The 20,649-nt window shown below is 69.0% G+C and carries 11 protein-coding genes and 3 pseudogenes; 8 read left to right on the plus strand and 6 right to left on the minus strand.

The genetic code is table 11. The features are described from left to right. The first annotated feature begins 187 nt into the window (after positions 1-187). From AB0H82_RS06385 to AB0H82_RS06405, 5 genes and pseudogenes are all read left to right on the plus strand, one after another. Positions 188-6,595: an RHS repeat-associated core domain-containing protein gene (locus AB0H82_RS06385; protein WP_362989426.1), complete on the plus strand. Its 6,408-nt coding sequence runs from the start codon at positions 188-190 to the stop codon at positions 6,593-6,595. An 83-nt stretch (positions 6,596-6,678) separates the two neighbouring features. Next, positions 6,679-7,062 (plus strand): hypothetical protein, encoded by a 384-nt coding sequence (locus AB0H82_RS06390; protein ID WP_362989428.1) that lies wholly within the window; start codon positions 6,679-6,681, stop codon positions 7,060-7,062. A gap of 209 nt (positions 7,063-7,271) precedes the next feature. Then, positions 7,272-7,509, plus strand: a pseudogene (locus tag AB0H82_RS06395) (transposase); the annotation flags it as partial. Next, a pseudogene (locus AB0H82_RS06400) lies at positions 7,507-7,845 on the plus strand (transposase); the annotation flags it as partial. The pseudogenes AB0H82_RS06395 and AB0H82_RS06400, both read left to right, overlap by 3 nt. Positions 7,846-7,894: 49 nt before the next feature. After that, positions 7,895-8,299: a hypothetical protein gene (locus AB0H82_RS06405; RefSeq protein ID WP_362989430.1), complete on the plus strand. Its 405-nt coding sequence runs from the start codon at positions 7,895-7,897 to the stop codon at positions 8,297-8,299. Positions 8,300-8,304: 5 nt separating this feature from the next. Here the strand turns inward: AB0H82_RS06405 and AB0H82_RS06410 are convergent. Further along, a pseudogene (locus AB0H82_RS06410) lies at positions 8,305-8,588 on the minus strand (transposase); the annotation flags it as partial. Positions 8,589-8,591: 3 nt separating this feature from the next. Further along, positions 8,592-11,432, minus strand: coding sequence for an AAA family ATPase (locus AB0H82_RS06415; RefSeq protein WP_362989432.1), 2,841 nt, complete (start codon positions 11,430-11,432; stop codon positions 8,592-8,594). 115 nt (positions 11,433-11,547) lie between these two features. Here AB0H82_RS06415 and AB0H82_RS06420 point away from each other — a divergent pair, with 115 nt between their 5' ends. Next, the gene (locus tag AB0H82_RS06420; protein WP_362989434.1) at positions 11,548-12,462 is read left to right on the plus strand and encodes an MBL fold metallo-hydrolase; all 915 of its coding nucleotides are present in this window, start codon (positions 11,548-11,550) and stop codon (positions 12,460-12,462) included. Positions 12,463-12,484: 22 nt separating this feature from the next. Further along, positions 12,485-13,993 carry a carboxylesterase family protein gene (locus AB0H82_RS06425; protein WP_362989436.1) on the plus strand — a complete coding sequence of 503 codons (1,509 nt, stop codon included), beginning with the start codon at positions 12,485-12,487 and terminating at the stop codon, positions 13,991-13,993. A 71-nt stretch (positions 13,994-14,064) separates the two neighbouring features. Here the strand turns inward: AB0H82_RS06425 and htpG are convergent, their stop codons facing one another. The 3 genes from htpG to AB0H82_RS06440 form a co-directional block, all read right to left on the minus strand. After that, positions 14,065-15,921 carry a molecular chaperone HtpG gene (gene htpG / locus AB0H82_RS06430; RefSeq protein WP_362989438.1) on the minus strand — a complete coding sequence of 619 codons (1,857 nt, stop codon included), beginning with the start codon at positions 15,919-15,921 and terminating at the stop codon, positions 14,065-14,067. Positions 15,922-15,999: 78 nt separating this feature from the next. Continuing rightward, positions 16,000-17,178 carry a spore photoproduct lyase family protein gene (locus AB0H82_RS06435; protein WP_362989440.1) on the minus strand — a complete coding sequence of 393 codons (1,179 nt, stop codon included), beginning with the start codon at positions 17,176-17,178 and terminating at the stop codon, positions 16,000-16,002. A gap of 106 nt (positions 17,179-17,284) precedes the next feature. Beyond that, positions 17,285-18,928 (minus strand): amidase, encoded by a 1,644-nt coding sequence (locus AB0H82_RS06440; protein ID WP_362989442.1) that lies wholly within the window; start codon positions 18,926-18,928, stop codon positions 17,285-17,287. A 248-nt stretch (positions 18,929-19,176) separates the two neighbouring features. On the opposite strand from AB0H82_RS06440, the gene AB0H82_RS06445 reads away from it, so the two are divergent. Beyond that, positions 19,177-19,998: a VOC family protein gene (locus tag AB0H82_RS06445; protein WP_362989444.1), complete on the plus strand. Its 822-nt coding sequence runs from the start codon at positions 19,177-19,179 to the stop codon at positions 19,996-19,998. A gap of 27 nt (positions 19,999-20,025) precedes the next feature. Here AB0H82_RS06445 and AB0H82_RS06450 read toward each other — a convergent pair whose 3' ends face one another. Next, complete coding sequence (locus AB0H82_RS06450) at positions 20,026-20,223, minus strand: hypothetical protein (RefSeq protein ID WP_362989446.1); 198 nt, start codon at positions 20,221-20,223, stop codon at positions 20,026-20,028. Between the last annotated feature and the right edge of the window lie 426 nt (positions 20,224-20,649).

Below are 20,649 nucleotides of genomic sequence, written 5' to 3' on the forward strand. Positions count from 1 at the left end.
GTACGAACTTTCACGAACAACCCGCGGGGGTGCCGGACACAGGCCCGGCACCCCCGACTTCCAGATGCGGAGATTTCCCGTGGTCAGGCACCTCACCGTGCTGCACAAATGGGCATGGAGCAGAGCCAGCCGCCGTCGGATGGCGGCTGTCTCGCTTCCTGTCTCGGTGGCAATTGTCGCCACCCTCTTGGGCACAGCGCCGGCCCAGGCGTATGAGCGCAAGCACAGCGCCTTGGAGAAGGCCGAGTACGGCAAAGCCGAACCGTTCGGCTTCAAGGGCAAGAAGATCCACGATCCGGCCGCGGCGGCCGCGCGGAAGTCCCGCGCCCGTGCAGAGCGCAAGGTCACCTGGCCGGATGCCACGGCCGTGACTGTCGCACTCCCCAAGCGCCAGAAGGCACAGGCGAAGGCGGGTGACCTGCCGGTGCTACTGGCACGGCCTCGCCAGGCCGAGCGCGGCACCAAAGCAGCGCGCTCGGTCGCGGCTGTTCCGGGCAAGGCGAAGGTCAAGATCCTGGGGCGGGCGGCCACCCGCAAGCTCGGCGTCGACGGTGTGGTCGTAACGCTGCAGCGCGCCGACGGCAAGCAGGGTGCCGCAGACTTCGCCGCCACCTTCGACTACAGCGACTTCGCCCATGCCTACGGTGGCAATTGGGCCTCACGTCTGCGCGCCGTACAACTGCCTGCTTGCGCGCTGACCACACCGCGGAAGCCCGCCTGCCGCCGGACGAGCCCTGTCGCTTCCTCCAACAACAGTGCGGACCAATCCGTCACAGCTCAGGTGCACACGCCCTCCGCCAGGGCCGGCGCGCCCGCGGTGAGCGTGCTCGCGCTCGCTGCCGGTGCCGGTTCGGACCAGGGCTCCTACGAGGCGACGCCGCTCGCCGCCTCGGCGACTTGGGCGGCCGGCGGCTCGAACGGTGACTTCACCTGGAACTACCCACTCGATGTGCCACCCGCCCCGGCAGGCCCGTCACCCAACCTGTCCTTCGGCTACTCCGCGCAGAGCGTGGACGGACACACATCCTCCACCAGCTCGCAGCCGTCGTGGATCGGCGACGGTTTCGACCTGCCCATCTCCTACATCGAACGCTCCTACGGCAGTTGCGACGACGACGGCCAGGACAAGAAGTACGACCAGTGCTGGAAGGAGGACAACGCCTCCATCGTCCTCAACGGCAAGGCCACCGCGTTGGTCAAGGACGAGAAGACCGGCGAGTGGCACACCAAGAGTGACGACGGCGAGCGTGTGGTGCGCTCCACGGGTGCCGACAACGGTGATGACGGCGACACGGACGACAAGGGCGAGTACTGGACCGTCACGTCCACCGACGGGACACAGTACGTCTTCGGTAAGGACCGCCTGCCGGATTGGGCCAGCGGCAAGCCGGAGACCAACTCCGTCTGGACCGTGCCCGTATTCGGTGACGACTCCGGTGAGCCGGGCTATTCCAGTGGCGATTCCTTCGGCTCGCGCGCCAAGACCCAGGCGTGGCGATGGAACCTCGACTACGTCGTGGATCCTCATGGCAACGTCATGACGTACTGGTACGGCAAGGAGACGAACCACTACGCCAAGAACGGCACCACCGGCAACGGCACCGCCTACACGCGCGGCGGTTACCTCAAGCGCATCGACTACGGGCAGCGGAACGACACGATCTTCTCGACCACGCAGCCGCCCGCCGCGCGCATCAAGTTCTCCACCGCGGAGCGCTGTATTCCCGTCTCCGGGAGCGAGGACTGCTCGTCGTTGGGCGATGCCAACCGTGCCGCCTGGCCCGATGTGCCGTTCGACCTGATCTGCAAGGCCGACACGCCCTGCACCGACCAGCGCTCGCCTTCGTTCTTCTCCCGCAAGCGCCTGACCGACGTCACGACTCAGGTCTACAAGGGGAGCGGGTCCGGGGCCGACACCGACTACCGGGACGTCAACAACTGGCACTTGGAGCAGTCTTTCCCCGACCCCGGAGATGGTTCGGATGCCGGTTTGTGGCTGAAGTCCATCCAGCACACCGGAAAGTCGGGCACCGATGTCTCGCTGCCCGCGGTCAAGTTCAGCGGCGTCCAGTTGCACAACCGCGTCGACAAGACCGGTGACAGTGTCGCCCCGTACATCAAGTGGCGCGTGCGCACCGTCACGTCGGAGACCGGTTCGGTCCTGACGGTCAACTACTCCAAAGAAGACTGCGTCGCCGACTCCAGCATCCCGGCCAAGCTCGACGACAACACCAGGCGCTGCTTCCCGGTGAAGTGGATACCGCCGTCCAACCCGACACCGGGCACCGATCCCAAGCCACGCACCGACTGGTTCCACAAGTACGTCGTCACGCAGGTCACCGAGTCGGACCCGACCGGTGGCGCACCACTGAAGCAGACGGACTACAGCTACACCGGCGGTGGCGCCTGGGCCTACGACGACGAATCACCCATCACCCCTGCCAAGTACCGCACCTGGGGAATCTGGCGCGGCTACCAGAAGGTCACCACCACCACCGGTGAGGCGTCCGGTACCCGGTCCAAGACCACTGCCCTCTACTACCGTGGCATGGACGGCGACAAACAGTCCGACGGCACCGCGCGCAAGGAAACGGTCACCGACTCCAAGAACACGGCCAAAACGGACTCTGAACAGTTCGCCGGCCAGGTGCGGGAGCAGATCACGTACAACGGCGTCGACGGCGCCGAGATATCCGGAACCATCAACACCCCCTGGTACCGGACAACGGCGACCGACAAGCACTCTTACGGCACCGTCAACGCCTACATGGTTCGCAATGCCACCGCTGTAACCCGCACCGCCATACCCGGCGCAGCGGAGATGACCCACACCAAGAAAACCAGTTATGACCCCACCAGCGGCCTGACGCTCAAGGTGGAGACCGATGCGGGTGGTGAGAAGGACTGCACCGTCACCGAGTACGTCCCCAACACCAAGGAGTGGATCCTTTCGCTGCCCAAGCGGGAGGAGAAGGTCTCGGTCGGCTGTGACGCGACTCCCCGGCGCACCGGCGATCCCAAGACCACGGACGTCATCTCGGAAGCCCGTATCTCATACGACGACCAGGCATGGGGCAAGGCACCCACCAAGGGCGACGCCACCCGCACCGAGCGCGTTGTCGACTACAGCGCCGACGGCACAGCCAAGCTCCAGACCGTCAGTACCGCCAAGTATGACGCTCTCGGGCGGCCCACGGACATCTATGACACGCATGGCACCCGCACCAAGCACACCGAGTACACCCCGGCCGTCGGTGGCCCGCTGACCAAGACGGTCGAGAAGAATGCCCTCGACCACACGGTCACCACGGACCTCAATCCCGACTGGGGTGTGAACGTCGCCAGTACGGACCCGAACGGCAATCGCACCGAGCTGGACTACGACGGTCTGGGCCGACTCACCGATGTCTGGCTCGCCGACCGGGACCGCGCCGCGGGCAAGACCCCCAGCAAGAAGTTCGAGTACAGGGTCCAGAACACTGCCGCTTCATGGGTGGCCACCAAGTCCCTTAACAACGACGGCAGTACGTACCAGACCTCGTACGCCATCTACGACGCGTTGCTGCGTCCCCGCCAGAGCCAGGTTCCGGCGGCGACCGGCACCGGCCGCGTGATCACGGAGACGAAGTACGACACGCGAGGCCTCACAGTCGCCACATCGGCCGACTACATCGACACCACCGCACCCGAGAGCAAGCTAGCCACCCTCCTGACGGCTCCGCCCGCCGGCACCGAGACCACCTACGACGGTGCCGGCCGCCCGATCACGGAGAAGACCCTCGCCCTCGGCAAGGAGTTCTCCCGCACCAAGACCACCTACAAGGGCAATTCCACCATCGTCGAACCCCCCACTGGGGCCTCGGCGGTCACCGAGACCGCCGACGCGCGCGGCCGCGTGGTCCAGAAGCTGGAGCACGAGGGCAGTTCCGCCGGGAGCTCGTCCACCAAGATCGACTACAGCTACGACCACGCCGACCGGCTGACCAAGGTCACCGATGACGACGGCAACGCCTGGAAGTACGCCTACGACTTCTTGGGCCGCAAGACCGACATCTACGACCCCGACTCCGGCCACAGCAAGACGACATACAACGACCTCGATCAGGTCGAGTCCACCACCGACGCCCGCGGGAAGACCCTCGGCTTCACGTACGACCTGATAGGGCGGCCCGCCGGCCGACTGGACGGTGCGGTGCCCATCATCGGGGGCAAACCCACCCCGGACGATTCCAAGTACCTGGCCCGCTGGACGTACGACTCCATCGCCAAGGGACACCTGACGTCGGCGATCCGCTATGTCGGCGGCAAGGGTGGTGACGTCTACGCCACCACCAGCGCCTCCTACGACAAGCTGTACCGCCCTCTCAAGGAGCAGTACACGATCCCCAAGAGTGAGGGCGCGCTCGCCGGAACCGGCACCTTCACCATCAGCAACGCCTATAACCTCGACGGCACCCTCCAAAAGCGCACCATCCCCGCGATGGGCGGGCTCGACGCCGAAGTCCTGGACTACGGCTACACCGCACAACGGATGCCTGACACCCTCAAGGGCCTGACCGGAATCGTTCAGAACACCGACTACCTGCCCGCCGGTGAACAGATCCGCACCACGCTCGGCACCTCCTCCACCGCCAAGTGGACAGAGATCAACACCTCGTACGAGGACGGCACCAAGCGACTGGCCCGACAGACCGTCAAGTCCGAGTCCAACCCGGGCACCGACTCCGACGTCTTCTACCAGTACGACCCGGCCGGCAACCCGATCCAAGTCGAAGACAAGGCAACCGGTTCCAGCGACAAGCAGTGCTTCCGCTACGACGGCCACCGCCGCCTGAAGGAAGCGTGGACCGCGACCGGCCCCTGCTCCACCGAACCCACCAAGAGCAACACCGGCGGCCCGGCCCCGTACTGGCAGTCGTTCACCTATGACAGCGCCGGCAACCGCGAGACAGCCACCGACCACCTCGCTCCTGAAGGGGCGGCGACCTCCACCTACACGTACAAGACCGCCGACCAGCCCCGTCCCCACGCCGTCGCGTCCACCGAGACGAAGACCGGCGGTAACACGACTACCAACCGGTACACCTACGACGCCGCCGGAAACACGGAGACGCGCACCCTCGACGGCAAGAAGCAAACCCTGGACTGGAACACCGAAGGCAGCCTGACCAAGGTCACCGAAGCCGACGACAGCACCACCGAGTTCCTCAACGGCGCCGACGGGAACCGTCTCATCCGGCGCGACAAGACCGGCACCACTCTCTACCTGGCAGAGACCGAACTCCGCCTGCCCAAAGCCACCGGCAAGGTCGAGGCAACCCGCTACTACAGCCACGGCGGCAAGATCGTCGCCGTGCGCACCCCGTCCGCGCTGACCTGGGTAACCAGCGACCACAACGGCACAGCAAGCCTCCAGATCAACGCCTCCACGCAGACGGTAACCCGTCGCCACATGACTCCCTTCGGAGAACAACGTGGCACCGCCTCCAAGCTGTGGGCCGGTGACAAGGGATTCGTCAACGGCACTCAGGACCCCACCGGTCTGACCCACCTCGGGGCCCGCGATTACGACGCGTCCACCGGACGGTTCATCAGCGTCGACCCCATCGCGGACCTCAAGGACCCGCAGCAGATCAACGGCTACGCCTACAGCAACAACAATCCCGTCGCTTTCTCCGACCCCGACGGCAAATTCCTCGGTGGCCTCATCGGCCTCATCATTGTCTCGGTCATCGTCATCCCCATCATCAACTCAATATTCGGTGGCGGCGGAGGAGGCGGCGGCTCCGGCGGCATGAGCACCATGGGCAGCGCCAACTACGGAGGGGGAGGCAGCACCTACGGCAGTAGCGGTGGCGGTGGAACCGACTGCGGCGCTACCTACCCCGCCTACAAACCCGGTTGCCACACAAACGTGGAGCCGGCCGACCCTCGGGCCCAGGGAAGCTTCAAGGACTTCGGCAAGGGAGCGATCCGGGGCGGCGGCAATGTCCTCAGCGACACGCTCGATCTAGGCGCCAAGCTCCACCCCTCCTGCTGGATCTTCGGCGACTGCAGCCCTGCCCGTGATGCGTGGGACGACTTCGTCAAGGGGCACGGGCTCGACGGCGACAACAAGGCCAACGACGCGGGTGCCGCCGCCATTGAGGTCGGCAGCATGATGGCGGGGATCACCGGGCTCGTCCGCGGGATGGGTAAGAAGATCCTCAAGGGAGCAGCGAAGGAAGGACCGAAGCAGGGTGCGAAGAAGGCTCCGAAGGGGACTCCCAAGGAAGTACCTGGTCCGCCGCTCTCAGGCGCAGACGGAAAGCAGTTGGGCAAAAAGTGGGGAAAGCACGCAACTGACTACGGGAAGAGCCCCGGGGACGCCAGTGCGCGACAGTGGTACGGAGAACGAATTCAGGAAGTCCGTGGTAGGCCTGACTCAGTAAGGCAAGGCCCTTACCGCCCCGGGCAGGGCGGAGCCGATAACTACTGGTTCTACCAAAAGGGCAACGATCTGCTCATCACCAAGGGTGACGGAGAGTTCGTCAGCATGTTCCCCCTCGACGGGCCGAACAAGTGGCATGAGGGAGCAAAGGATATGCTGGGCTGAAAGTTCAGCGCGGCGGGGTGGGCAGTAGATTCCCACCCCGCCGCTATCATTACACCGTTCCTCAACCATGGAGGTGCACAAAGATGTCGACTTCAGACCTTCTCAACAGATTGAAGAAGGAGAGAATTTGCGAGGTGCATGAACTTCTTCATTCCGATGGAGAATCCGTAGCGCTCGCATTCAAGTTCAGTGACAGGAGCGGAATAATCTTCACAGACTGGACTGATTGGACCCTTCGCGTAGACACACTACAAAACTTCGAGGCGCCCGAATATTTTTGGCCATCAAGCGATTACTCCTTTAAAGTCGTGGAAACATGCGCCTCCGGCTGCGGAATCGAGTCGATCGAAGAGGAGGTTGACGAGATGGGTGACGTCATTGGGATGGTATTTTCAAGTTCCGACTTGGGAAGCATTTGGGTCAAAAGCTCTGGTGGCAGTTTCTCATGGGGGCGCAGGTCGGCTTAGGCCCTCGACTCCTTCGGGTCAGCCTCCGAACACCGGCACCACGGCAGAGGAACCACGCAGGATCGCCCGACACAATCCAAGGCCGCGACTGAGGTGTTCCTACAGCCAGACCAACGACCTCCCAAGCGAAAAGCCGCATGATCAACGGCTTGGTTGCTCATTGGTCTGGTCGTAGGAAAGTCGCAGGAAAGAGGGAGTCGCGGCCGTGGATCGTCTCGGACGAACTGTGGTGGCAAATCGAGCCATTGCTGCCCGCGCCGGGTCCGAAGCTGGCCGAGGGCAGACCGCGGGTCCCGGACCGGCAGGCCTTGTGCGGGATCGATCCTGTTCGTACTCGTACTGCACACCAGCAACCAGTGGGAGTACCTGCCCCAAGAGCTGCGCTTCGGCTCGGGGATGACGTGCTGGAGGCGTCTGGCCGCCTGGGACGAGGCCGGCGTCTGGGACGACCGCGATCGGTTCGCCGATGCGCGAGGGCTGAAGGCCTACGCGGGCTCGGCACCCATTACCCGCGCCTCCGGCAAGAAGCACCACGTCGGACGCCGCAGAGTCAAGAACGACCGGCTCAGCCATGCCGGGCACCTGTGGGCCTTCGCCTCGTTGAAGGCCTCGCCGGGCGCGAACGCCCACTACCGCCGACGGCGCGAGCGCGGTGACTGGCATGCCCAGGCCCAGCGGCATCTGTTCAACCGCATGATCGGCCAGCTCTTCCACTGCCTCCAGCGAGGGGAACTGTTCGACGAACAAAACGCGTTTCCCTCCCCTCTTGCGGAGACGCTTGCGGCCCATGGAACGATCCCCTTCAGCCACGGGCTCAGGGGGATGACGCCGTATGGAACGGGTTGGGGATGCACGGGGGCTCGTGCTTGGTTACGTCGACGCTCTGCACGCGGTTGACGAGGCTATGAGGGCGGCGGTCCCCTCGCTTGAGCGACTCGCGGATGTCCTCGGCGTGGTCCGTTCGCACCGGATCATCAACCGGAGTGGGCAGGTCGGCACCTACTCCTACACGGTTCATGGGGCCGGGTGCCGCTTCGTCAGCGACAACGGCACCGAGGTCGATGTCGATTTCGCACCCGACGGGAGCGAAATCTTCGACCACTGGCGGCTGCGCCGGTACGGGCTGAGCTTGCCCGAGCCTCTTGATCTCGCGGATCAGGACCTGCGGACCGCCGTGCGGTCCCTGCAACCGCTTCTGACCGAGGTGCGACCGGGGTGGTTCAGCGTCACCATCTGATCGCTTCAGGATGAGGTGCGCAGGCGGCGCAGGCATATGAGGCCGCAGGCCAGTTCGAGCAGGCCCTGGTGGAGATCGGCGCGTCGCTCGTAGCGGGTGCGGAGCCGTTTTAACTGGTGCAGCCAGGCAAAGGCACGCTCGACCACCCAGCGCACCTTGCCCAGCCGTGAGCGACTCCGCGTCGGGCGATCAGCGTTTTGATGCCTCGTTTCCACAGCAGGCGGCAGTACTTGTCGAAGTCGTAGCCCCGGTCGGCATACAGACGCCGGGGCTTGTGGCGGGGACGCCCCGCTTACAACGAGGCGTCCGGCGAGCGGCGTCGTTCCTCTTGTTCGACGAGGTCGCGCAGCTGGGAGCGGGCAGTGATGCCCAGTCTGGGGAAGCTGCGGTAGAGGTGTGAGCTGACCGTGCGCGGGGAGAGGAAGAGCTTTTCGCCGATCTCGCGGTTGGTCAGTCCGCGGGCGGCGAGCCGGACTGTCTCCCGCTGTTGCGGGGAGAGTTCGGCGAGTGCGTCGGGGGGCGTGTCCGTGACGTCGAGGCCGGCGGCGCGCGATTCGGCACGGGCGCGCTCGGTCCACGGGCGTGCGCTCAGGCGGCGGAAGGTCTCCAGGGCCTCGGTGAGGGGTCCGCGCGCCTCCGCGACGCGCCGGCGGCGCCGCAGCCACTCGGCGAGGTCGAGCAGGGTCTGTGCGCGTTCGAAGGGCCAGTACCGCAGCACCGGGTCCGCGAGAGCCGCCCGGAAGTGCGGCTCGGCGTCCTCGGGGGCCGCCAGCAGGCCACGGGCACGGCTGATCAGCGCCCGCAGACGAGGTGAGGCGTTGTCGGCGAGTACGGCTGCCGCGTGCTCGACGATCGCGGCGGCCTCCTCGTGGCGGCCGCAGCGCACCGCGGCGGCCGCCAGGTCCGCGAGGGCCGGGTAGGAGGCGTGGTAGTGCACGGGCTCGCCGTCTGCCGTGAAGACTGCGCGGAGTTGGTCGTACGCGGTCTCGTGGGCGCCTTCCGCGGCTGCAGCGGCGCCGAGCGCGCGACGGGCGTAGACGGCGACCGAGCGGCTTTCCAGCGGGTCGATCAGGGTGAGCGCGTCTTCCGCGCGAGTTCGGGCGGCGGGCGTGTCGCCCTGGAAGGCCAGCAGGGTGGCGTCCACGGCGGCCGCGCACGCCACGGCGTGGTCGAGGCCGGTCGCCCGGCCGACCGCGGTGGTGTGGGCGCAGGCCTCGCGTGCCTGTTGCCACCGCCCTCGCTCCACATAGGCCCAGGCGACCGCGCCGCCCAGCCCCTCGGGCAGCGTTCCCCGCGCTTGCCAGCGGTCGAAGGCCTCGTCGAAGGCGCGGACGGCCCGTGGGGTCTCGTCCAGGAGCCACGCCATGATCCCGACGGCGGTGAGCCGTTCCGGTCGGGCTGCTGCCTCTGCGAGCAACTGCGGGAGCAGGGCGAGGAGTTGGGGGCGGGTCGCGAAGGGGTCCGACACTGCCTCCGCCCAGGTGCGCAGGCCTGCGGGTGAGGCGTTCGCGGGAAGGCGCCGCAGGATGTCGTGGATGCGGCGGCGCTGGGTGTCCTCTCCGGAGTAGAAGCGGACCACGGCGGCGCCGGCCACGAGGTCGAGAGCGGCCGCCGGCTGGGATGCCCTCAGCTGCTCGGCCGCCTCGGTCAGCCGGGAGAAGACCATGGTGTGGCGCACGGTCAGGACCGCAAGCCGTCCGGCCTGCACGGTGGCGGAGGCCAGCAGGGCCGCGTCCTCCGTGCGGGTGCGTGCCGCGGCGACCAACTCCTCGACCCAGGCGATGTCCCCGGTGTACGCGGCTGCCGCGGCGGCTTCGACCAGCAGCCGTGCGCTGTCCTCGCGTCGCGGCGCGAGTTCCGCGGCGCGCCGCAGGGCGTGGGCCGCCGCCGCGTGGCCGCCGCGGCGGCGGGCCCGGTCGGCGGTCCGCTCCAGCTCCGCCGCCACGGCCGCGTCCGGGTGGGAGCAGGCGGCGGCGAGGTGCCAGGCACGCCGGTCCGGTTCACCCCGCAGCAGCTCGGCGAGGGCCAGGTGGGCCTCGCGCCGGGCGGCCGCGGATGCCGCGTGGTACACGGCGGACCGGGCCAGCGGGTGGCTGAACCGGACGTCCTGGCCGACCCGCCGGACCAGACCGGCCTGCCGGGCCGGCGGCCAGGCAGCGTCCTCGGGGCGCGGCAGTCCCGCGGAGACCGCGACCGTGGAGTCGGCGCTGTCCATGGCGGCCAGGAGCAGCAGGGCCCGAACGGTGGCGGCGGGGAGGCCGCTCAGGCGGGCGGTGAAGACCCGCTCCAGGTGATCGGTGAGTGGGAGCGGGCCTGCGGACGGCAGACCCGCGGCCGTGACGTGAGTCGTGGGCGTGGCGTGAGTCGTGGGCGTGGCGTGGGCCGCGGCCGTGGCGTGGGCCGCGGCTGTCCTCGCCAGTTCCACCAGGGCCAGTGGGTTGCCGGCCGCCTGGTCGAGGATGCGCGAACGGGTGTGGCCGGTGGGGCTCTTCGGCCGCAGGTCCAGCAGTCGGCCGGCCGCGGTGCGGTCGAGCGGTCCCAGGGGCAGCGTCGGCACATGACCGTCGAATCCCGGGAGGTGATCGCCGCTACGGGCCCCGATCAGCATGGTGACCGGTTCGCCTGCCAACCGTCTGGCGACGAAGGCCAGTGCGTCCAGCGAGGCACGATCGCACCACTGCGCGTCGTCCAGCGTCACGAGCACCGGATGGCGGTCCCCCAGCCCTGACAGCAGGTTCAGGACGGCGACCCCGACGAGCATGAGATCGGGCTCCGACGCGGCCGGTCCCTCGCCGAAGGCGCCTCGCAGCGCGGCACGCTGTCTCTCCGGCAGCCCGTCCACCTCGGCGGGCACCGGCCGCAGCAGTTGATGCAGTGCGGAGAACGCCAGGTTCGACTCCGACTCGCTCCCCTGTGCCCGCAGTACGCGGGCCCCGCCGGCTTCGGCCCGGCGCACCGCGCGCTCCAGCAGCGCGCTCTTGCCCGTGCCCACATCGCCGACCAGCATCAGCACCGGGTCGGCCGACACCGAGTCCACCGCACGGAAGAGGCGTGCCGATTCCGCGTCCCGGCCGACGATCAGCTGCCCCGAATCCGAAACCGAATCCGGGGCCGACTCCAGCTCCGCTGCCATGACCGCACCCTAGCCGCCCGGGCCCTGCGCCCAAGTGCAGTCACGTGACGGATACCGCGGGCGTCACGGCCGCTCGTACGGTCTCGGAACACCTCCACTCTCCCGAGGACACCCCATGGAACACATAACGCTCGGCAACGTCACCATCACACGCGTACGGGAGTACTTCGGCCCCGTCGAAATGACGCCCGACACCTTTTTCCCCGAAAGCCCGAAGGAACTGTGGAATGACGGCGCCTCCTGGCTGGCCCCGCATTTCGTCGATTCCGAGACCAATGTCGTCAACTCCGCGATCCAGACCTGGCTGCTGCGCAGCGGAGGCAGGACCATCCTCGTCGACACCGGCGTGGGCAACCACAAGGACCGTCCGTACGCGCCGGTCTGGAACCGCCTCGAAACAGATTTCCTGGCCAATCTCGCGCGTGCCGGCGTCGCGCCCGAGGACGTGGACATCGTGATCAACACCCATCTCCACATCGATCACGTCGGCTGGAACACGTATCTGGACGACCGGCAGTGGGTCCCCACTTTTCCCAACGCCACCTATCTGATGCCGAAGGACGACTTCGACTTCTGGAATCCCGAGAACAACCACAAGCCGGTGCTCGGCCGCGGCAATCAGAACGTCTTCGAGGACAGCGTGGCCCCGGTGCACCGGGCCGGCCGGACGTTGCTGTGGGAGAAGAGCCACCGGATCGACGCCGACCTGCGGCTCGACGCGGCTCCCGGACACACCCCCGGCTCCTCCGTGCTGACCCTCGCCTCCGGGACGGACCGCGCGGTGTTCGTCGGGGACATGCTGCACAGCCCCGTGCAGATCCTCGAACCCGACGCCAACAGCTGCTTCTGCGAGGACCCCGCCGGTGCCCGCGCCACCCGCCGCAAGGTCCTCGGCTGGGCGGCGGACCACAACGCGCTCGTGATCCCCGCGCATCTGGGCGGCCACGGCGCCGCCGAAGTGGCGCGCGAGGGCGCGAAGTTCGCCATCAGGGGCTGGGCGCCCTTCACCCCGTACACCCAGCAGGTCTGAGACCGGCGGAGAGACACGAGACATGAGCCACCACCCCGACCCCGTCGTGACCACGGCGCAAGGAGCCGTCCGCGGCCTGCGCCGGGGCGACGCAGCCGCTTTCCTCAACATCCCCTACGCCGCCCCGCCCCGCGGCGCCGGCCGGTTCGCGCCGCCCCGCCCGCACGAGCCGTGGCACGGCGTACGGGACGCCACCGTGCTGGGACCCACCGCGCCGCAGGCCGAGCGCGTACTCGGCGACATCGACATGTCCCCCTACTTCGGCACCGGTTGGAGCCGCGGCGAGGACTACCTCACCGTCAACGTCTGGACACCCTCCGCCCGCGCCGGTGAGCTGTCTGTCGGCGACCTGCCTGTCATGGTGTTCGTCCACGGCGGCGGATTCGTCGCCGGATCGACGCGGTCCGCGCTGTACGACGGCTCGGCCTTCGCCCGCGACGGCGTCGTCCTCGTCACCCTCAACCACCGGCTCGGCATCGCCGGGTTCCTCGATCTGCCCGGCGCGCCCGCCAACCGCGGCCTGCTCGACGTCGTCGCCGCCCTGCGCTGGGTCCAGGAGAACATCGCCGTCTTCGGCGGCGACCCGCGCAACGTGACCCTCTTCGGCCAGTCTGCCGGAGCGACCGTCGTCGGCGGTGTGCTCGCCGCTCCTGAAGCCGTGGGCCTCTTCCGCCGGGCGATCGTCCAGAGCGGCAGCGGCCTGGGAGCGTTCACCACCGAGCAGGGCGCCCGCGTCGCCCGGGCGGCCGCCGCTGCCCTGGGCGTCGAGCCCCACGCCGACGCCTTCGCGGACATCTCCGACGACCGCCTGGTCGAAGCCGCCTCCCGGCTCTCGGGCATCGACCTGCGGACCGATACGCACCACGATCCGCTGATCGGACTCAGCCCCTTCAGTCTGGTACTCGACACGCAGCCCGCCGAAGCCGTCGCCGCCGGCCTCGGCAAGGACGTCGACCTGGTCATCGGGACCAACGCCGAGGAAGGGAACCTCTATCTGGTTCCTGTGGGCCAGTACGCGGCCTCGACCAGCGGTGACGTCGACGACGCCGCGGCGCGCTCGCACCCGGAGCCGGTACGGCTCGTCGAGGCGTACCGGAAGGCACGGCCCGGCGCGTCCTGCGGTGAGCTGCGCTCCGCCATCATGGGCGACGCGCTGTTCGGCGCGGGCAGCTGGGCCCTGGCCGGCGCACACGCCGCCCACCCCGGGTCCGGCACCACCTACGCCTACGAGTTCGCCTGGCGCTCCCACGCCCTGAACGGAAAACTCGGCGCCACCCACGCGGTCGAGCTGCCCTTCGTCTTCGACGTCGCCCACCTTCCGCGGCTGCACGGGCCCACCGGGCTGCTCGGCCCCGACGAGCCCCCGGCGGGGCTCGCCGCCCGCATGCACGAGGCATGGGTCCGGTTCGCCAGGACCGGCGACCCGGGCTGGGACCCGTACGACGACGAGCGCCGGGCCACGATGCGCATCGACGCCGAGTGGACCGAGGTCGACGACCCCCGGAGCCAGGAGCGCCAGGCCTGGCGCTGATTTTCCGCCCCGGCTGCCGCGCGACACTCCGTACGCGCGGCAGCCGTCGCCACAAGACGTAGGCGCCGGGCTCAGACCGTCTTGCTGAGGCGGTCTGCCAGCAGGGCGGCGAAGCGTGCCGGGTCGGCCAGGTCGCCGCCTTCGGCGAGCAGCGCGGTGCCGTACAGCAGCTCGGCCGTGCCGCTCAGCTCCGGGTCGTCGGGCCGCTCGTCATGCGCCGTCCTGACCGCGCTGACCAGCGGGTGCTTCGGGTTCAGCTCCAGGATGCGCTTGACCGGCGGAAGCTCCTGGCCCATCGCCTTGTACATCTTCTCCAGCGCCGGCGTGAGGCCGTCCGTGTCGCTGACCAGGCACGCCGGTGAGCTGGTGAGCCGGGTCGTCAGGCGCACCTCCTTGACGTCGTCGAGCGTCTCGTTGAGCCAGGCCAGCACGGCCGCGTACTCCCCGGCCTCCTCCGCCGACGGCTCCTCCTCGGAGGGCAGGTCCACCGCGCCGCGGGCGATGGACTGGAACTCCTTGCCGTCGTGGTCGCGGACCGCCTCGACCCAGATCTCGTCCACCGGGTCGGTGAGCAGCAGGACCTCGTACCCCTTGGCCCGGAAGGCCTCCATGTGCGGGGAGTTCTCGATCTGCGCGCGGCTGTCGCCGGTCATGAAGTAGATCTTGTCCTGGCCCTCCGGCATCCGGCCGAGGTAGTCGGCCAGGGTGGTGGGCTCCTCGCCGGCGGTGGACGCGAAGGACGCGATGTCGAGAATCGCCTTGTGGTCCTCCGTCCGGTCGAGGAGCCCCTCCTTGACGGCGGGCCCGAACTCGCGCCAGAAGGTGCGGTACTTCTCGGCGTCCTTGCTCATCAGGTCCTTGATGGACGCCAGGATCTTCTTCGCGAGGCGGCGGCGGATGAGCTGGATGTGCCGGTCCTGCTGGAGGATCTCGCGGGAGATGTTCAGCGACAGGTCGGCGGCGTCCACGACGCCCTTGACGAAGCGCAGGTGATCGGGGAGCAGCTCGCGGCTGTCGTCCAGGATGAACACCCGCTTGACGTACAGCTGGAGGCCGTGGCGGGAGTCGCGCTGGTAGAGGTCGTGCGGGGCCCGCGACGGCAGGAAGAGCAGTGCCTCGTACTCGAAGGTGCCCTCGGCCCGCATCTGGATGATGTCGAGCGGGTCCGTCCAGTCGTGGCTGATGTGCCGGTAGAACTCCCGGTACTCCTCCTCGCTCACCTCGGAGCGCGGGCGGGCCCAGAGCGCCTTCATCGAGTTGAGGGTGGTCTCCCCCATCCGTACGGGGAAGGAGATGAAGTCCGAGTACCGCTTGACGATCTCCCGGATCTTGCCTTCATCGGTGTAGTCGTAGAGCGCGTCCTCCTCGTCGGCGGGCCGCAGGTGCACGTGGACCGACGTGCCCTCCGGGGCGTCCTCGACGGTCTCGATCGTGTACGTGCCGTCGCCGTCCGACTCCCAGCGCACCCCGGTCGGCTCACCGGCCTTGCGGGTGACCAGGGTGACCTTGTCGGCGACCATGAACACGGAGTAGAAGCCGACGCCGAACTGACCGATCAGCTCGGCCGTTTCCGTGCTCTCCTTGCCACCTTCCTTCCCCCTGTTCTCCTTGAGCCGGCGCAGCGTCTCGGCGGTGCCGGACTTGGCGATGGTGCCGATCAGCCCCACGACCTCGTCGCGCGTCATGCCGATGCCGTTGTCCCGCACGGTCAGCGTGCGGGCCTCGGTGTCGGCCTCGATCTCGATGTGCGGGTCGTCCGTCTTGAGGCTGTCGTCCTGCAGGCCGGCCAGGCGCCGCTTGTCCAGGGCATCGGAGGCGTTGGAGATGAGTTCGCGAAGGAAGATGTCCTTGTTCGAGTAGATCGAGTGGACCATCAGTTCCAGCAACTGCCGCGCCTCGGCCTGGAACTCCAGCGTCTCGGTACTCATGACTTCCCTTCTGGTCGGTTGGTCTGTGCGACGCCCATATTTTCCGCCACCATTTTCGGTGGTGGCGCGGGGGTCGTGTCAGAAGGCATACCGGACGCGCAGCCACGGGGCGCGCGCCGCCAGCAGTTCCCTGAGGCGCGCCAGGGAACGCTGTTTGACGTCCAGGGAGTAGCGGACGTTCAGAGCGCCGTTCTGTGAACGCTTGGTCTCCTGGATGTCCGGCTGCCACAGCACCTCCTCGGCGCGGGGGTGCCATCCCAGGTTGACCTCGTGGAGCGCCTGGTTGTGCGTCAGCATGATGACCTCGGCCGCCGCCTGCTCCTTCACACGGGCGGGCAGCACGTCGTCGAGGTGGGTGAGCAGCCCGGCCCAGTCCCGCTCCCAATCCGGGCGCAGGACGACGGGTGAGAGGTTGAAGTGGACCTCGTAACCGGCGTCGAGGAAGTCGGCGGCCGCGGCGATCCGCTCGGCGACCGGGCTGGTGCGGATGTCCAGCAGCCGGGCGTCGTCGGCGGGCATGACCGAGAAGCGCACGCGGGTCCGCCCCCGGGGGTCGAGTGCGAGCAGGTCGGGGTTGACGAACTTGGTCGCGAAGGAGGCCTTCGCCGTCGGCATGCCCCGGAACGCGGCGACCAGATCGGCGGTGTTGTCGCAGACCAGGGCGTCGACGGAGCAGTCGCCGTTCTCGCCGATGTCGTAGACCCACGCCTGCGGATCGCACTGATTGGGCGTCGTCTTGGGGCCCTGGGCCCGTACGTGGCGCCGGATGTGGGCCACGACCGCCTCGATGTTGGTGTAGAGGGTGATGGGGTTGGCGTAACCCTTGCGGCGGGGGACGTAGCAGTAGGCGCAGGCCATCGCGCAGCCGTTGGAGGGCCCCGGCGCGATCCAGTCGGCCGATCTGCCGTTGGGGCGGGTCACGAGCTGCCGCTTGACGCCGAGGACGAGCGTCTCGGTCTTGACGCGGACCCACCGGGCGACGTTGCCGTCGTTCCCGTGCAGGGAGGGGATGCGCCAGTGGCTGTCCACCTCGGTCACGCGCACCCCCGGCAGCCGGGCCATGATCTGCCGGCCGCGCGGCGAGTCGAGGGCGGCCGGCTCGGCGTAGACCTCGCGCACATCGAGCAGCCGGCGCGCCTGCGGGCTGTCCCTGAACGTCCCCTGCGCCGGCGGTGCCGGAGGTTCGTCCGGCCATCCGAACAGCGCCGGCTGCTCGGGCTCTCCCGAGGCGGGGCGTCCTGACACCGGCTGATCCATGGCGTTCCTCTCCGGGCGGGCACGGCACGACCGGCCCCTGCAGGCTGACGCACCGATCAAAGCGCACGCCGACACGGCCGTGCCGCCCACACGCCGGGGGCAGCCCCTAGCCGCGGGGCTGTACGCCGGGCGGTGTGCCGGTCTCCGCCGTCGGCAGGTAGCGCGGTGCCCGCCAGGCGTTCAGGCGGTGCTCCACGGCGGCTCCCAGTGCCAGCAGCTCGGTGTCCTCGTGGTCGCCGGCCATCAGGAGCACGCCCACCGGCAGCTCGCCGACCGAACCCGCGGGCACCGAGAGGGACGGGTATCCGGCGACGGCCGCGGGGGTGGAGGACGGGATGACGTCGTTGTCGCCGCGCGCGCAGTCGGTCGTCCAGGCGGGCGGGTTCGTGGGTGCGGCGATGGCGTCCAGGCGGTGGGTGGCCATGGTCTCGTCGAGGGAACGCCGGGAGAGGTCCTTCAACTCGGCCCGCATCGCCCGGTACCCGGGGTCGGTGGTGGGCGGTGCCGCGAGGGCCTGCTCGAACAGTTCCTGGCCGGCGAAGCAGGTCTGTTCCGCGGGGTGGGAGCGGTTGAACTCGATCAGCTCGGCGAGGTTCCGGGGGCCTTCGCGCGTGCCGAGGTAGGCGTCGATGTCCCGGTGGAACTCGCTGAGGAGGGCGGGGAATTCGAGTTCGGCGAGCCGCGCCTGGTAGGGCGGTGTCACCTCGACGACCTCGGCTCCGGCCTCGCGCAGCTTCTTCGCCGTACGGCTCATCACCGCGTCCACGTCGGGGCCGAGCGACGGCAGCCGCCACAGGCCGATCCGCTTGCCGCGCAGGCCGGTCGGCTTGCCGTGCGGAGCGATTTGCCCGTCGTGCGGACCGGCCGCGCGGTCGCTCTCCGCGCGACGGCCCCCGCCCCCGCTCAGTACCGAGAACGTGAGCGCGGTGTCTATGACGTTGCGCGCCATCGGCCCCGCCGTGTCCTGCTCGGCGGAGATCGGCACCACGCCCGACTGGCTGACCAGGCCGAGGCTGGGCTTGTGGCCGACGACGCCGTTCATCCCGGCCGGGCACACGATGGAGCCGTCCGTCTCGGTGCCGATCGCCACCTGCGACAGCGACGCGGCGAGTGCGGCGGCGGAACCGGATGAGGAACCGCACGGGTTCCGGTCGAGTACGTACGGGTTGTTGGTCTGCCCGCCCACCGCCGACCACCCCGACGTCGGCTTCGCGGCACGGAAGTTGGCCCATTCGGACAGGTTGGTCTTGCCGAGGATCACCGCCCCCGCCTTGCGCAACCGGGTCACCAGCACCGCGTCCGTCTTCGGCGGTCCGCCGGCGAGGGCGAGCGATCCGGCCGTCGTCGGCATGTCACGGGTGTTCACGTTGTCCTTGAGCAGGACGGGGATGCCGTCCAGCGGCCCGAGGGTCTCGCCCCGCCGGTGCCTGGCATCGCTGGCGGCCGCCTGGCGCAGGGCCGTGGGGCTGGTGCGCAGCACCGAGTGGATCCTGGGATCGACCTCGTCGATCCGCCGGAGGTAGGCCCTGGTCAGCGCCGACGAGGTCAGCGAGCCGCGCGCCATGCGCGTCTGTAACTCCGGGATGGTCACGGTGTCGAGGTCGAACCCGAGCGCGGGAGGCGACCCGGGTCGCGGCGACGTACTCCCGGTGCCGGGCTCGGCGGCTTGCGCGCCCGCATGCGGTACGCCCGTCAGAAGGGACCCCGCGACGAGCGCGGCGGTCATTGCGGCAACACTTCTCTTCCCCATGCGGCCCAGCCGACTACACGGGCAGCATCCGGCGCAAGGGTGCGGGGTCAGGGTTCGGCGGCGGGACCGCCCCGTGCCGGACCAGACGCACCCGGGCCGGCGCTTGCCATGCCGAGTAGCATGGCAAGCGCCGGGAATCCGGGCATATGCACCGGTTCAGCGGCTCGGCACGACAAGAACGCACGAGAGCGGCGCCCCGGGTGGACCGGCCCGCTGCCGCACCCCTCCCCACCTGGATGTTGAGTGCGATGACCCACCACAGATCAGCCACCCCCGCCGCCCACGCGACGACGAGCCGCGAGGTCGTCGGAGCACCCTGCTGGGCCACCCTGCTGACGCACGACCTGACGGCCGCCGAGTCCTTCTACGGGGCGGTCTTCGGCTGGACGTTCCGTCCCGCGCCGCTCGGCGAGGACTTCCGCGTCGCCGTGCACGAGGGCAAGCCCGTCGCGGGCATCGGTTCTCTCGCCTCCGCGCTGCGGGTTCCCGTCGCGTGGACGCCCTACTTCGCGGTCGAGGACGCCGACGAGACGGCCGCGCGCATCCGTGAGCGCTGCGCCACCGTCGCCGTGGGGCCGCTCCGGTTCCCGGTGGGCCGCGGGGCGCTCGCGGCGGACCGGGACGGGGCCGTCTTCGGCATCTGGGAGGGCCGGCTCGTCTCCGACTGGCACTCCTGGCGCGCGCAGGCGCCCGTCTGGCTGCGGCTGCGCTCACCGGACGCCTTCGAGGCCGCCATCTTCTACGGCCAGGTCCTCGACTGGGCCTGCGGGCGGCCCGGTTGCTGCGACGTCGACTACGAGAACGACGAAGTCGTCCTGAGCCAAGAGGGCACGGTGCTCGCCCGGCTCCGCTCCGGCGCCGTCGAGGCGGCTCGCGACCCGGCCGACCTGCCCCGCTGGGAAGTCCACTTCACGGTCGCCGACCCCGAGGCCACGGTGCGTACGGCGCTCCGCCACGGCGGGTCCGTGGTGCGCCGCGACGACGGCGGGGAGGCCCCGGCGATCACCATCAGCGATCCCGAGGGCGGCATCCTCACCGTGACGGCACGCGTAGCCCCTCGTCAGGGCTGAGCAGCACCGGGAGCGGCGACGGAGGCCTCACGGATGGTTCGGGCGCTCCTCGGGCGGGGTTCCGCCACCGCGGCCGCCGCCCTTGCCGCCCTTGTCCGTTCCGTGGGCGTGCGCGCCGGCCCGGCGGGAGGTGCCCGGCTGTCGCGCCTTGAGTTCGGCGCTGTCCTGGGGCGTTGCCGCGCCCTTGTCGCTGCGCCGTTGGTCGGGCTGCTGCGGGTTCGACATGACCTTCGCTCCCTTGCCTCGCATGGTGCGACCGGCGCGGCACGGTGCGGTTCGTCCGCTCACATGGGCCGGTCGTTCCATGCTGCCACGGCGCGGCGTACGGGTCCCGTCGAGCGGTCGCAGGGCCCGTACGGGCCTGTGTCCCAAGGGAAATGAGTCCTGAAGCGGCGCGCGGGTTCGGCGCGTATTCTGGTGGGCAAGAACGCACGGTTCCGCCGCCGGCCGCGGCGACAAGCCCCACATTGCGGCCCGTCTCGCGTACGTGAGCCCACTACGCCGGCCCCCTCAAATGGACTCCTGGCACCGACTTCGCAGCAAGACACCGACTTCGCAGCAAGAGGGAAGTTTGCTCCCTTTTGCGCCAGGGGACCCGCAGAGCCGAGAGGGGAACGAGCCCACCGACTGAACAGACGAACCCGAACGTGG

This window comes from Streptomyces sp. NPDC050732, from assembly GCF_040654255.1.
Taxonomy (GTDB): domain Bacteria; phylum Actinomycetota; class Actinomycetes; order Streptomycetales; family Streptomycetaceae; genus Streptomyces.

Coding starts and splice junctions, on each gene's coding strand:
- AB0H82_RS06405 (WP_362989430.1), top strand. CDS start 7,895: ATGGAACGGGTTGGGGATGCACGGGGGCTCGTGCTTGGTTACGTCGAC.
- AB0H82_RS06390 (WP_362989428.1), top strand. CDS start 6,679: ATGTCGACTTCAGACCTTCTCAACAGATTGAAGAAGGAGAGAATTTGC.
- AB0H82_RS06450 (WP_362989446.1), bottom strand. CDS start 20,223: ATGTCGAACCCGCAGCAGCCCGACCAACGGCGCAGCGACAAGGGCGCG.
- AB0H82_RS06420 (WP_362989434.1), top strand. CDS start 11,548: ATGGAACACATAACGCTCGGCAACGTCACCATCACACGCGTACGGGAG.
- AB0H82_RS06425 (WP_362989436.1), top strand. CDS start 12,485: ATGAGCCACCACCCCGACCCCGTCGTGACCACGGCGCAAGGAGCCGTC.
- AB0H82_RS06435 (WP_362989440.1), bottom strand. CDS start 17,178: ATGGATCAGCCGGTGTCAGGACGCCCCGCCTCGGGAGAGCCCGAGCAG.
- AB0H82_RS06440 (WP_362989442.1), bottom strand. CDS start 18,928: ATGGGGAAGAGAAGTGTTGCCGCAATGACCGCCGCGCTCGTCGCGGGG.
- AB0H82_RS06415 (WP_362989432.1), bottom strand. CDS start 11,432: ATGGCAGCGGAGCTGGAGTCGGCCCCGGATTCGGTTTCGGATTCGGGG.
- AB0H82_RS06445 (WP_362989444.1), top strand. CDS start 19,177: ATGACCCACCACAGATCAGCCACCCCCGCCGCCCACGCGACGACGAGC.
- htpG (WP_362989438.1), bottom strand. CDS start 15,921: ATGAGTACCGAGACGCTGGAGTTCCAGGCCGAGGCGCGGCAGTTGCTG.